Origin of the sequence: Paenibacillus sp. 203, from assembly GCF_037027525.1 — a bacterium.
GTDB classification, from domain to species: domain Bacteria; phylum Bacillota; class Bacilli; order Paenibacillales; family Paenibacillaceae; genus Paenibacillus; species Paenibacillus polymyxa_B.
The window spans coordinates 142563-155847 of sequence record NZ_JAXCHD010000007.1 but is presented as its reverse complement, the minus strand read 5'-3'; the positions used below and the strand labels follow the sequence as shown (position 1 = coordinate 155847).

Below are 13285 nucleotides of genomic sequence, written 5' to 3'. Positions count from 1 at the left end.
TATAGATGGAAAATCATCTTATTCTTAATTAAGAAACTCGCGAGGGATGGACATTTTAGCCAACATTTTTTCCAGTCTATCATCAAAAAGCCAAAAATGACTTGTGTTTTATAATCATTCTTGCTATACTATTAGAATATGTATTAACCCCATAAGATTCCACGCAACAAGCTATTACTCCTAATCACCGTATGGAGCTTCTCCAAATTTTATGTATAACCCTAATGTAGAATTTTGAGCTTTTGCCGAAGATTTTCACATTCACACTGGCGCGGTCATCGGAGCCGCAAGGACGAAAGAGAGGTAGGGCTTTTGTCGTTTGGAAAATGAACAGTGGAATCACACTGCCCCTTATGAACATGCTGACCATATAATGCAAGGTAGCAGGGGTTGAATATATATTATGCCATCAAACGATGAAGTTTGAGCAGGCCGTGCAGTATATGCAAACTGCACCATCCTCCGGATGATCCCCGGGGGATTTTTCATATACGGAAAGCATATCTATGAACAAAAAAGTGGCCCTGCCGATACATCGGCAGGGCCTATAGCTTGATCAAAAAGGGGTTAATAAGGTCATTATAGTCTCGCTTTCTTAAAACTAAATGATATGCACCTTAAAAACTCATTAATTTTCCAGTTTTATATACCTTCTAATAATTCGTCCAATATTCTGTACCATCGGGCGGCATCGTTTGCGTAGTGGAACGTCTTGTTTCCGCTTGGGTGCGCCTTTGGGTCGAGGGACGTTCCCACCCTTCCAGTAAAACAACATGCTGGGTACCCGAATTGTTTTCCCAAGTGATGTAACGCTCCTGTTCCATATGTCGCAAGGCGACTGTAATTTCAGCGTCTCGCTTGCCTGTTTTTACGGTCAATTCCGCCATTGTGGGCATGTGGCGATGCTGGGCGAAATAATTATACAAAATACGTAGCAGCTTTCGTTCCAAATCTGGCAACATCGTCTTCCCTCCTACAAAGAACATACGTTCCCATTATAACATATAAAAATGCACCCTCCTACTGGAAGATGCATTCGGGCTTGTATGCCCATGTTGAATTTAGTTTTTTTCCTTCTCCTGACGACCAATAGAGCGCAACCACCAGGCGATTCCACCCACACTTCCAAGTGCCAGAACCGTTAAGAAAATAATATAGAACAAATGAAATGCACGATCACTCATGGCAATCGCCTCCTTACTTTATGTATACACTTTCCAGCTAAGCCTGTAAACCTCTTTTTAGTCCCACATTCTAATTTTCCCCAAGCACTCGACAATAGATACTTGCTTGAGATCTATCGGTACATACTAACTAAAAGTGGTTAATACCAAATATGAGACAGACCAAGGAGGTTATTGAATATGAAATTCCTATTGATCGTGATCATCGTCGTGCTGATCGTTGTATTGCTTATGAGAAGACGCAGATAAGCAGAGACATCCTCCTCGTAAAAAAATACAAAAAAAGGCTTTCGGTGATGTACCGAAAGCCTTTATCCATCTGAGGTTAAGGCGTAAATTACGCCTTGTTCTTCTTGTTATATTTAATAAAAGCAATTACAAGCGCTACAGCAAACAATATTCCGCTGACCACCCATGTTGTCAGAAATGCCATACCCAAACCGACATTAGACCCCATCGTCGGGTGATTCATGGCAGTAAACACTGATCCCTGCATCATAAATATGGTACAGAACAAAACAACGGGCGCTAAAATAATCGTGCTTGCTGTCTTCCGAGTACCAGATACTGCGATCACGCACAGAGCGGAAATCACCAAGATCACCCAATATATAACTGCTTCCCAAATCACTGAAGTGCCCACCTGTTCAACCTCTTTTCTATCCATTCGTATATGCCTCTTCTATTGTAACAGACGTCACACAGTGAACCAAGCCATAATTTGATCAGAAAAGGGGTAAACCCTGCGGATAACGTAAATAATGTACAGTAGCGATCCTACACCAAAGACATGAAAGGAAATGATCCCATGAGAAGTGCAAGTCCTTTTGTCATTGTAAACGATGTGCAGCAGTCTATTGATTATTACCAATCGGTGTTAGGTGGGAAAATCAAAGTGCTAAACAAGCAGGAAGGCAGACTCTTGCACGCTGAACTTCACCTGGGTAGCAGTCATATCCATTTTTCAGATTCCTACGGTAAACCGCTCAAAGCGCAGCATGTCCAAATCATTCTCGACTGTGAAAGTGAGGACGAGCTTAAGCAAGCTTACCGCGCACTAGCAGAAAAAGGTACCGTTACCGTGGAGCTACAAGATACTTTCTTTGGTGCGCTGCACGGCGAAGTAACGGATCACCTCAACCAGATTGGATGGGTGATGAACTATTTTAAGAGATGATTACGTTCAGCCATAACCGAATACGTCTTATAGCCACCATCAACGTTCCTCACCCGATAACCGTTTTGAGTCAAAATTCTGGCCGCAATATAGCCTCGCAGACCGACTTGGCAGGATACCGCGATCTCCAGATTACTAGGGATTTCTGCCATCCGCTCTCTAATCTCGGCCAGAGGAATATGAATTGAACCAGGGATGGCTCCTGCCTGTAGCTCCACCGCATCCCTTACATCAATTATAAGACCACCATTGCGGTGAAAATCATCAACTTCATGCCACTGTATCGTTTGGACCAGCCCATCCATGATATTCGAAGCCACGTAACCCGCCATATTCACAGGGTCTTTTGCTGAAGAATAGGGAGGTGCGTAAGCAAGTTCAATATCAGCCAGTTCACGGACGTTCAAATGACCACGAATAGCCGTCGCAATCACATCAATCCTTTTGTCTGCTCCATCAGCTCCAACAGCCTGCGCCCCATAGATCATCCCGTTCTCAGGATTAAAGAGCAGCTTCATAGCAATGGGTGATGCGCCAGGGTAATAGCCGGCATGCGAACCAGGATGAATATGAACAGCCTGATAAGGAACGCCCAGCCGCTGTAATGTTTTTTCATTATTACCTGTAGAAGCTGAAGTCAATGCAAAGGTCTTAATTACGGATGTTCCAAGCGCCCCATCATAAGAAATGGCTTGACCGTTAATATGATCCGCTACCAAACGCCCCTGACGATTGGCTCCCCAAGCTAGTGATACCATCGTTGCAAACCCATGATTGCGGTCTTTGACCTGGATGGCATCCCCCACCGCATAAATGGCCGGATCGCTGGTTTGCAGTTGGGCGTTGACCTGAATGGCGCCGCGAAAACCAAGTTCCAATCCGCTTTGCTTGGCCAACTCATTTTCAGGAACAACACCGATCGCCAGAATAACCATGTCCGTATGAAGCACACCCCCGGAGGTCAATCGAAGTTGTGTACCCTGCTCTTCCAAAGCCGTGACTCCTTCCTCTAAACGCACCTCCACCCCGTTCAGCCTCATATGCTGTTCTACCCATTTGGCCATTTCAGGGTCCAGCGGATTCAATAATTGTTGACCCATATCAATAATAGTTACTGCAAGTCCACGCTCCCGCAAATTCTCGGCCATCTCCAGCCCAATAAATCCGGCCCCGATCACCGTGACATGCTGGGGATGTCTTTCATCTACATATGCCTTAATAACGTCCGTGTCATGAATGTTTCTTAATGTAAATACATTCACAGCTTCATGTAATCCGGGAATGTCCGGTATCATCGGTTTGGCTCCCGGCGACAATACCACAATATCGTACGGCTGCTCATCTGTTTCCCCTGTAATCATATCGCGGAAGCGGACGAGCTTCTGCTCGCGGTCTATTTGTATCACTTCTTTCAGTACCCTCACATCTATATTAAAACGGTCTCTTATCCCTTGAGGCGTCTGGAGAAACAGCTTCTCCCGCGCATGGATTGTCCCGCCAATATAGTAGGGAAGGCCACAGTTCGCAAAAGAAACATGCTCTCCGCGTTCAAACAGAATAATCTCGTCTTCCTCATTCCATCTACGCAATCTCGCAGCAGCAGAAGCTCCACCTGCTACCCCGCCAATAATAACTATTTTCCTACCCATTTCTTCCCCCTCCTCATATACCCTACGGGGTATAATATATACCTATGGGGGTATAATGTCAACACGCAAAAAAAGACGGAGGTCGCCCCCCGCCTGATCAACCCTGAACGAATACTGATCTGGTCGAAAAATCACTTGCGATGCTACACGAATGCTCTGTGACACTTAGTCTAAGAAGAATCTACTGCTACTACTGCTGGCTGGCCGCGATCGCCTGCTCCAGATCGTACAAAATATCGTCTATCGCTTCTGTCCCGACAGATAGGCGTAACAGCTCTGGTTTGACTCCGGCAGCGACCTGTTCTTCCACATTCAACTGCTGGTGTGTTGTGCTTGCCGGGTGAATAATTAAAGACTTGGAATCACCCACATTCGCCAAATGAGAAAATAGCTTTACATTCGCAATTAGCTTGCTTCCCGCTTGGCTTCCACCTTTAATACCGAAGGTCAGGATTGCTCCTTGTCCTTTCGGCAAATACTTTTGAGCTAATTCATAGGACGGGTGGCTTGGCAGCCCGGTGTAGCTGACCCACTCCACATCCTTGTGGCCTTCGAGATATTGCGCTACCTTCAAGGCATTTTGACTATGTCTCTCCAGCCGCAGATGAAGTGTCTCCAAGCCCTGAAGCAGCAGCCATGAATTAAACGGAGAAATGGCCGCTCCCAAGTCCCGCAGCAATTGGACCCGTGCCTTGATAATATATGCGATAGGCCCCACCGCCTCGGTGTAAACAACTCCGTGGTAGCTCGGGTCCGGCTCAGTCAGTCCCGGGAAACGACCACTCGCTTTCCAGTCAAACTTGCCGCTGTCCACGATCACCCCACCAATAGACGTGCCGTGCCCGCCAATAAACTTCGTTGCAGAATGCACAACAATGTCCGCTCCGTATTCGATAGGACGCAACAAGTAAGGACTTGGGAACGTGTTATCCACAATCAGCGGAATACCATATTCGTGCGCAATCGCCGCTACAGCTTCCACATCCAGCACATTGCCCTGTGGGTTGCCAATCGTTTCGGCAAATAATGCCTTCGTCTTATCTGTAACGGCTTTGCGGAAGTTCTCTGGGTCATCCGAATCGACAAAATGTACTTTAATGCCCAATTTCGGCAGTGTTGTAGAAAATAGATTATATGTACCGCCATACAGACTGGAGGCCGACACAATTTCATCTCCAGCTCCCGCAATATTCAGGATGGACAAGGAAATTGCTGCCATTCCCGAAGCTGTAGCCAACGCGCCAGCCCCGCCTTCCAGTACGGCGATCCGTTGCTCGAATACATCCGTGGTCGGATTCATCAGACGCGTATAAATGTTGCCGAATTCTTTCAGCGAGAACAAATCAGCTGCATGCTCCGCATCCCGAAATCCATATGAAGTGGTTTGATACAACGGAACGGCGCGGGCAAAGGTAGTAGGATCAATTTGTTGTCCAGCATGGACAGCGAGAGTTTCGAATGACAGCTTGCGTTCTTCTGACATGATTATTTCCTCCCTTGTTATACGTGCTGTATGAATCGTCTCTTCTTGTATGCGTACTCATGGATGATTTTTCAATCATTCTCGCACAAAAAGAACGATTTGGGAAGATAATTCTCATTATTCAGGTAGGATATTATAATTTTATTGAAATATCAGGTTTCAGATCGGAAGGTTTTGCCCAAATGCTCACCCAGACCAAAGTAATGGCGGAAATTATAGATGAGTGGGCTCCATTTTGTCGGATCAATATGGTTCTCGCCGAGGATGATATCCTGATGAACATGCACCTGGATAGCATGAGTTTCGACGATCGCAAAATAAGGAGAATGGTCAGGAATTCTTACATCCTTCACTTTGGCTTCAATTTGAATAGGGCACTCCCTGATTCGGGCGGGCTTGACCCTATTCGACTCCATCGAAGTTAGTCCACTGATCTCATACTTATCTTTATGGTGCATAAATCCATTTTCCTTCTTTTCCGCTGGAACAGGATTCTTGCCTGTATAAGGAGCCAATCGTTCTACATTTTCCCACATCAAAGGCCCCGGAACGTTGATTACACATTCGGGATGCCGCTCCATATTTTCTAATGCTTTGCCACCTGTTCCAATGCCTAGTACCACACAATCTCCTAAAGCCCACGAGGAGGAAATGGGGCTAATATTGGTTGTTCCATCCTCATTCAGCGTATTGAGTAAAATCACAGGGGTTCCGTAGTATAGAATGCTAGGGCTAATCGTTTTAATGTCTGGGTTGTGATTCATCTCATTCATCTGATGTATTGGGTTCATCATCTCTTCTCCTTCTATTCAGATCTACCTCCCTATTGTAAAATATAAATATTTCAACCTTCATCGAAGTATGGATTACAAAGGGGGATAACCGTACCATGAGCACCAAATCAAATATAGCCATGATCGCTTCTCTCGTCAGCGAGCCTTCCCGTGCAGCCATTCTCACCGCTCTATTAGACGGCAGGTTCCACACGGCAAGTGAATTGGCCCATATGGCAGGCATCAAACCGCAAACCGCCAGCTTCCATCTGGCAAAAATGACCGAGGCACAAGTCGTTACTGTGGAAAAACAGGGGCGGCACCGTTACTATGGCATTCAAGACCCCGAAGTTGCCCGGGTGATGGAGTCATTTTTATCTATAGCTCCGCCTGTCCCTATCCATTCATTCAAACATGCCTCTGAAAACGAGGCCCTACGGTTGGCAAGAACTTGCTACGATCATGTTGCGGGTCAATTAGGCGTACAGCTCATGAATTTTTTCATTCAAAAGGGGATTCTTTTCGAAGATCAGGACGGGCTTCATATCACGGAACCAGGAGAGGCTTTCTTCACTGACTTTAGGATTGACCTTATAAAAACAAGACAAAAGCGCCGCTCCTTCTCACATAAATGCCTGGATTGGAGTGAACGACGCCATCACCTTGCAGGTGCTTTAGGAAGTGCTGTTCTAGACAGATTATTCGAATTACATTGGATCGAGCGTCTGCCCACAACCCGAGCGATACGTATTACAGCCGATGGTAAAAGAGGTTTTAAAGAGATATTTTCGATAGAAGTCGACTAGATCATCATAGTTCTAGTCCTTTTATTATTTGGTATTAGATTTTATGACTGGAGACAAGGCCATTCGTTTTCTCGTCATTGGACGGACATAGGCATAATTGTTTTTTGGAGCCTTTCCTTTTGCTACACCTGCTTTATATCTTCCAGCTCCAGCCGGGATGGCGACCAAGGTTCCGTACGTTCTCATCGCTCGTTCAATCGGGAACGATGTAGAACGCGTTCCGTCTGTAGATCCGGCAAAATGGACCGCGGCCGCATAGTTATTCAACCGATCATTACTGTCATTCAACCATACGGAACCTGAATCTCCAGGCCCAGTTCGTCCCTGGGTAAAACGAATGACCGTTTGATCACGGAAAATCTTGATTCCCGAATCGCCTCTCACCCTTTGTTCCACGCCAATCGCCTCCACGACTCCTCTGGCGAAGCCGTTGGTTTTAGCCATTCTTTTAAACGTCATTCCCAGACGGTAGCTCAATAAGTGCCCGGGTACGGTAATGAGGCCACCACTCCAGAACAATAAAAAAAGGTGTGGGCTGGAAGCAAACGACTGCTTTTATGGATCAACCTTTCTTGAAGAACTCTACCATTTCTTTAAATGATTGCTGAGCTGAGTGTACGTTATATCGGGGAGAGTACGGGTCACTGAATCCGTGCTGTCCACTGAATTTATGTACCCGGATATTACGGTTGTCTAAAGTTGAAATGAGCTCATCCACATTAAATGATGGTTCTTCCTGTGGGAAAAAAAGCAGTATTGGACCATGTGGAGCTATTTCTAAATAATTTCTAATACGAGAGCCATAGTATCCTACGATTCCATCAGCATACTTTTCTTTACTACACAGCCAGGCAATCGTTGCCCCTATGCTAAATCCGACGATAAATACCTTTTTATAACGAGCTCGATTACTTAATAATAAACTTTCGATATGATAGAAAGCGCGGTCAAATCCTACATTCTCCATAAAATTGGTGTAGGCAGTTTCCTCTTGCGAATAGTCATAAGGCGTTTCCTTGCCTAGTAAATTTGGACAAATGACGTCATAACCCTGATCTGATAATAGGCTACAAAAATTTTGTATATGCTGGTTAATCCCATAAATCTCATGCAGCACAACAATTAGGGTGTCCGACTTTTTATCTATGCTTATCATGTTGTCCCCTTAACCAGGATTGGATATGGGAAAATAATTCATCCGGATACGCGTATTTATACTTAGCTGCCACTTCCGAGGATAATCGTTTGAACAACTCAAAGGATACGACCAGTGCTTCCCAACTATGATTGGGATCATATTCCCCAAAAGATTTTTTCAAATCAGCAACGACATCTTGGTCAGCCCATTCATTTATGAATTTTCCTGCATGCCAAGTATCATATTCCGATCCATGTACAGCTTTTGCATGCCACTCTATCATTTGCAGCAATAATTGTTTACAGTCCATATCTCTTTGCTTAGCTACCCACAGATCATTGCGCAAAATTTGTTTAGCCACATAGAGAGAGGCGAAGCAATACATGTTAACAACCTGTAGATAAGCACCTTCAGATATCGGAGGAGTATACGGGATCGTTGTGGATTGAGGGATGATGTGGTTTCCATTTCCCGTCTTATCGAGCAGCATCCTGACCCCCCGCTGAAATCCTTCAGGAATACGTCCATTTTTGATTATATGATCCAGATCAGAGGTATGACGGAATAGAAAATCAACCTCAGCCCCTTGGTCAAAGAGAACGAGTTTTTCCGGATCTCCTTTTGCCGTTCGAAACATAAAGCTGGTCCAAACCTTGCCGATGTTTAGTAACCATTGATCATTTTGAAGATAGTAATCTGGATTCGTTGAAAAGACGACTACATCCAAGTCAGAAAACTCATCAAAAGGTTTGTCCTCTCTTGCCCGGGACCCAACGATATAAACCGCAATAATTTCCTCATTAGAGATTCCCCATTCGGATATACGCTCCTCAAGCACTTCGTAAGCATTATTCATTACAATATATCCTCCTTTTTTAGAAAACATTATATCCAATCCAATAATTACGGTATATATTTTTAGTTAACATTCAAAGGAATGCTGCCTGATATACACCAATCATCAAATCAATTTCCCAATCTTCAGCCTGTGATATAATTATTTTTAATATTACAGTTTGGAAGGATGGTGGAGATGTCGGATCAGCAGGTATACATCCGGTTCTCTGAGGAGACGGACGCCGCAGAGTTGGCAGCAATGTACAAGCGCAATCAAGAGTTCTTTGATAAGTTTTCGCCAAACAACCAAGAGAAGTACTATACGGAGGAGTACCAGCTCCAGACGATTATTAAGAGCAAGGCCGACATGATGGAGGACCGGAAATATTCCTTTGTGGTATGCCACAAGGAGGACGACCGGATTATAGGCAGCATAGGTCTATCTTTTGTGGTGAGAGGACCGCTTCAGAGCTGTATGATCGGATACAGCCTAGACCAAGCATATAACGGCAAGGGTTATACGACGGAGGCGGTGAAGCAGGTGGTTCGCTATGCCTTCGATGAGCTAAAGTTTCACCGGATCTTCGGGGAAGCCTCTCCTCGGAATCCAGGATCCATCCGTGTGCTTGAGAAGGCTGGCTTTCACAAAGAAGGCATCTCTCGAAGCAACGTAAAGATCAACGGAAAGTGGGAGGATCACCAGGTACTGGCGATTATCAATCCATCAGAGGATATCTAGTTTAAAAGGAGGATATTATGAAGTATCAATCAATCAAACTACATGAAAAGTTATCTAAGTTTAGTGATCATTGGTCTCCGAAAGTTATTGGTGAAATGAATGACTATCAATTTAAATTGGTGAAAATAGTTGGGGATTTTGTATGGCACGATCATCAAGATACCGACGAGGTCTTTATTGTACTTGAGGGCGAGATGTTCATTGATTTTAGAGATGGACGGGTACAGGTTTCTCAGGGAGAAATGTTTATTGTACCTAAGGGGGTCGAACACAAGCCTTTCGCACATGAAGAGTGCCATATCATGCTAGTAGAGCCGAAAGGTGTGGTAAATACTGGAGGAGCGGAGTCAGAATTAACGGCAGTCAATGATATTTGGATTTAAATATATACCGTAAAAACGCCAGACATTTCTCCTTTCTGAGTCCTTTCCCGGAATCGATGAGGACTCCGGCCTTTCTCCCATCGCAAGACCCTTCCGGCTTTGATCGCGAACGTTTCCATAGGATGCTTAATGCTGACATATTGGATTTTCTATGTACTCATACACGTTAGTTGGAAGACAACAGCGGCTGTCTAAGACTTTATTCTTCAGGTCTTGGTCTGCCGCTGTTTGATTTTTTGTTCAGTCTAAAGCTTTATTTCACTGGATATTTTACAGAAACTGTACTCCTTTTACTGGACTCTCTCAGTGCATGATTTCTCTCTTATTCACCTTAACACCTGATAAGGATTGATCAAACATATCGAGAATAAAAAGGAACCTCTCCGCTTCACGAAATACATGATCGGCCAATAAAGGATGGATAATGCTTTTTATTCGGCACTCGTCGATTAAATCACGCGCTGTTTTCTTAAAATCTCGCAAGGACTTTACAGAGACACGGTTTTCATCAACAAATTGACTCAGGAGTGGAACGGTTTGTGACTGTGGCCGCATATGACTTAAATCAATCGCTTGAAACATCAGCATATCAAAATCATTACTAAACTCCCTAGCTTGTTCAACCAGTTTACGCTCGGATGGATCAAGCAAATGGCCTATAAATTTTGCGTGATCAGCCATGATTTTTAAGAAAAATACATTTTCGTCAATAATTGCATCGGGTAATGGTTCAAGCTTTCCTGAATTGAGTTCTCCTAAACGGTTTCTGAAATAATTGGCTTCCCGGCTTACGTGATCTACCAGTAAAGGAAAATTGGTTTGTCCAGGAAGCTTGCATTGTAATATAAGGCCCAATACCATTCTCTTAAATGCCCAAATATTCGTCGCCGCATTCTGAACTTCCGTATTAAACTCTTTGATTGTATAAGGATCTGTCTCGGTATTAAATTCATTCGACCTTTTCTCAATATCCTCAAAAATGGCGTAGAACCGATTGGCTTCTGTTTTAAGTTGAGTATCTTCCGCTCGAAAACCTAACCCCAGAAAAAAGGAATGCTCCTTCATGATCCTGGACCAAAATCGTATTTCATCTAATGAGCGTGAAACGAATGCATCCAATCATATCCCTCCTCTATGTGAGCAAAAAAGCACTTACTTAGTCATATGGGATATGCCTTGTCATTATGAATATCGAATCCCACCCTCATACAATCTAATTCCGAAGTTGAGCTATTGTGACTCGTAACTCTGTTGCCTTATTTATGTACGTGAAATATTTCTCTATACTGGCTATTGACCGTCGGAGTTATTAGTCATTCTGGGTCCTCTCCTGATACTAGGTCTATTCGAAATTCAAGCTGGTCTCGCATAAAAATTTTACCCGCTATCTTAACTGATTCTGGCTTAACCTCCTCTACTACTCCCCCATAATCCTCAAATGTCACACGCAATTCCTCATCAACGGATACAACGTATACATGTGCCTGGACCAAAGCAGCTCCAACAACTCCATGTCTGTCTTCAATACTTTATATGTGCGTTTCACGATGATCACCTCAAATATTCCATTCGGTGAACCACATGTAGACTCCTTCTGCTTTAAACATTTCTGTGTATGTATCATATATCCATTGTTTGTTACGAGGTTTAACCGGATGTTTCTTCGAAACCTCCAATCTAATGACTAGTGCCTTTATACTTTCGACGACCTACGTTCCTCCGAAAAAAATTAAATTCCATAATAATACTCATATTTGAATATATATCATTTAATGTTTGGACAATTCTCCCAATCTAATTCTATAATTCACTTGTTATTACATATATTTAGGAGGAAGTCATGAACAATATTATATTCAAAAAACTAGGAACAATAGTGTTAGCCCTTCTCATTGGAGCTTCGGTGTTCTCCTTGTTTCCTACTGTTACAAAAGCTGAAACTACTAATGTAACTTGGACAAATGGATCTTTAGTAAGGATTCTTGGGAATAACGGTGATGCCGATAAAGCAACTATTGGGAAAACTTCAGGCAAATGGTTCTGGGAAGTAAGCGTAAATGATAATAGATACGATTCTATAACTTTAATAGGAATTACTGGCGAAACAGGTAAACTACCCACATCGTCATGGGAAATGATGGCTAAATATGGTTCGGATGGTCAACTGTTAATTAGAACAAAAAACACATCAAACAATATTCAAAGAACTCCTTATGGTAGTATGTTTGGCGGCAATGACGTGATTGGTGTAGCTTTAGATTTGGACAACGACAAAGTCACATGGTATAAAAATGGGGTTTCCCAAGGAACAAGCATTGCAAAACCTTCAGAGCTTGCTGGATCACAAGTGTTCCCACTGATCTACAATGGCACTGGATCAGAAAAAAAACTTACTGCTAATTTTGGTGCAAGTAATTTTAAATATCCTATTCCTGAAGGATTTTTACCTTATCAAGACTCGGGTACATCTACAACACCGGATCCATCTACAAAGCCTGACCCGTCTACTACACCGGATCCATCTACAAAGCCTGATCCTTCTACAACACCGGATCCATCTACAAAGCCTGATCCTTCTACAACACCGGATCCATCTACAACACCTGATCCGTCAGATACAGATGGGGCCTCCCAACCAACTGGTGATCGCGCCATTCTGACTGTAACGATGGACAATGGATTTGATAAAGAATTCGATCTGAGTAAAAAAGAACTCAATGCCTTCATCGCTTGGTATGACGCTAAAGATGCTGGTAGAGGTGCTTCTTTCTTTGCCATTGACAAGCACAATAACAACAAAGGTCCATTCAGCAATCGCAAAGACTACGTAATCTTCAACAAAATTCTCACATTTGAAGTAAGCGAATATTCAACTAAATAAACATATGAAGGGCTTCATGTCGGCTAACATGCCGATGAAGTCCTTCTTTACATTTACTGTAATCTCGAGATCACGCCTAAACTGCTATACTGGACGATACATTTTTTCTAGACTAAAGGTTTGCAAATCGTTTGTTTCAATAAAAAAAGCACGGCTTCCAAAAAGCCTGGAAGCTGTGCCTAAGTTAAATAAAATACTCTCGAATGAGTGTCCGTGGAGTACAATTCAGTAGTCT

General features: G+C 43.5%; 15 protein-coding genes and 1 pseudogene. 6 read left to right on the top strand and 10 right to left on the bottom strand.

From position 1 onward, the window contains the following. Window positions 1–653: 653 nt before the first annotated feature. The 3 genes from WA407_RS17595 to WA407_RS17585 form a co-directional block, all read right to left on the bottom strand. Window positions 654–962 carry a hypothetical protein gene (locus WA407_RS17595; protein ID WP_023986779.1) on the bottom strand — a complete coding sequence of 103 codons (309 nt, stop codon included), beginning with the start codon at window positions 960–962 and terminating at the stop codon, window positions 654–656. 99 nt (window positions 963–1061) lie between these two features. After that, window positions 1062–1184 carry a hypothetical protein gene (locus WA407_RS17590; RefSeq protein WP_257785344.1) on the bottom strand — a complete coding sequence of 41 codons (123 nt, stop codon included), beginning with the start codon at window positions 1182–1184 and terminating at the stop codon, window positions 1062–1064. Window positions 1185–1521: 337 nt separating this feature from the next. After that, the gene (locus WA407_RS17585) at window positions 1522–1851 is read right to left on the bottom strand and encodes a hypothetical protein (protein WP_023986776.1); all 330 of its coding nucleotides are present in this window, start codon (window positions 1849–1851) and stop codon (window positions 1522–1524) included. Window positions 1852–1992: 141 nt separating this feature from the next. On the opposite strand from WA407_RS17585, the gene WA407_RS17580 reads away from it, so the two are divergent. Then, a complete protein-coding gene (locus tag WA407_RS17580; RefSeq protein ID WP_103046838.1) occupies window positions 1993–2361 on the top strand; it encodes a VOC family protein in 369 nt (122 codons plus the stop codon). Here WA407_RS17580 and WA407_RS17575 read toward each other — a convergent pair. The 3 genes from WA407_RS17575 to WA407_RS17565 all read right to left on the bottom strand — a co-directional run bounded on the left by WA407_RS17575 (window position 2346) and on the right by WA407_RS17565 (window position 6284). Beyond that, on the bottom strand, window positions 2346–4010 hold the full coding sequence (locus WA407_RS17575) for a CoA-disulfide reductase (protein WP_336077906.1): 1665 nt from the start codon (window positions 4008–4010) through the stop codon (window positions 2346–2348). The genes WA407_RS17580 and WA407_RS17575 overlap by 16 nt on opposite strands. 190 nt (window positions 4011–4200) lie before the next feature. After that, window positions 4201–5493 (bottom strand): homocysteine synthase, encoded by a 1293-nt coding sequence (locus WA407_RS17570; RefSeq protein ID WP_336077905.1) that lies wholly within the window; start codon window positions 5491–5493, stop codon window positions 4201–4203. A gap of 152 nt (window positions 5494–5645) precedes the next feature. Further along, window positions 5646–6284, bottom strand: a complete 639-nt coding sequence (locus WA407_RS17565; protein WP_336077904.1) for a flavin reductase family protein — start codon at window positions 6282–6284, stop codon at window positions 5646–5648. Between the two features lie 98 nt (window positions 6285–6382). On the opposite strand from WA407_RS17565, the gene WA407_RS17560 reads away from it, so the two are divergent. Beyond that, on the top strand, window positions 6383–7072 hold the full coding sequence (locus WA407_RS17560; RefSeq protein WP_336077903.1) for an ArsR/SmtB family transcription factor: 690 nt from the start codon (window positions 6383–6385) through the stop codon (window positions 7070–7072). A 24-nt stretch (window positions 7073–7096) separates the two neighbouring features. Here the strand turns inward: WA407_RS17560 and WA407_RS17555 are convergent, their stop codons facing one another. From WA407_RS17555 to WA407_RS17545, 3 genes are all read right to left on the bottom strand, one after another. Further along, window positions 7097–7549, bottom strand: coding sequence for a hypothetical protein (locus WA407_RS17555; protein WP_336077902.1), 453 nt, complete (start codon window positions 7547–7549; stop codon window positions 7097–7099). Window positions 7550–7634: 85 nt separating this feature from the next. Continuing rightward, complete coding sequence (locus WA407_RS17550) at window positions 7635–8228, bottom strand: dienelactone hydrolase family protein (protein WP_336077901.1); 594 nt, start codon at window positions 8226–8228, stop codon at window positions 7635–7637. Next, window positions 8212–9066 carry an aminoglycoside 6-adenylyltransferase gene (locus WA407_RS17545; protein WP_336077900.1) on the bottom strand — a complete coding sequence of 285 codons (855 nt, stop codon included), beginning with the start codon at window positions 9064–9066 and terminating at the stop codon, window positions 8212–8214. Before WA407_RS17545 ends, WA407_RS17550 begins: the two co-directional genes overlap by 17 nt. Before the next feature lie 177 nt (window positions 9067–9243). Here WA407_RS17545 and WA407_RS17540 point away from each other — a divergent pair, with 177 nt between their 5' ends. From WA407_RS17540 to WA407_RS17530, 3 genes and pseudogenes are all read left to right on the top strand, one after another. Beyond that, window positions 9244–9786 (top strand): GNAT family N-acetyltransferase, encoded by a 543-nt coding sequence (locus WA407_RS17540; RefSeq protein WP_254328953.1) that lies wholly within the window; start codon window positions 9244–9246, stop codon window positions 9784–9786. Window positions 9787–9803: 17 nt separating this feature from the next. Beyond that, window positions 9804–10169, top strand: coding sequence for a cupin domain-containing protein (locus tag WA407_RS17535; protein ID WP_336077899.1), 366 nt, complete (start codon window positions 9804–9806; stop codon window positions 10167–10169). Window positions 10170–10180: 11 nt separating this feature from the next. Further along, a pseudogene (locus WA407_RS17530) lies at window positions 10181–10339 on the top strand (alpha/beta hydrolase family protein); the annotation flags it as partial. A gap of 133 nt (window positions 10340–10472) precedes the next feature. On the opposite strand, the gene WA407_RS17525 reads toward WA407_RS17530, so the two are convergent. Further along, window positions 10473–11288, bottom strand: coding sequence for a DUF2935 domain-containing protein (locus WA407_RS17525; RefSeq protein ID WP_061830019.1), 816 nt, complete (start codon window positions 11286–11288; stop codon window positions 10473–10475). Window positions 11289–12009: 721 nt separating this feature from the next. On the opposite strand from WA407_RS17525, the gene WA407_RS17515 reads away from it, so the two are divergent. After that, window positions 12010–13050 (top strand): SPRY domain-containing protein, encoded by a 1041-nt coding sequence (locus tag WA407_RS17515; RefSeq protein ID WP_336077898.1) that lies wholly within the window; start codon window positions 12010–12012, stop codon window positions 13048–13050. Window positions 13051–13285 lie beyond the last annotated feature (235 nt).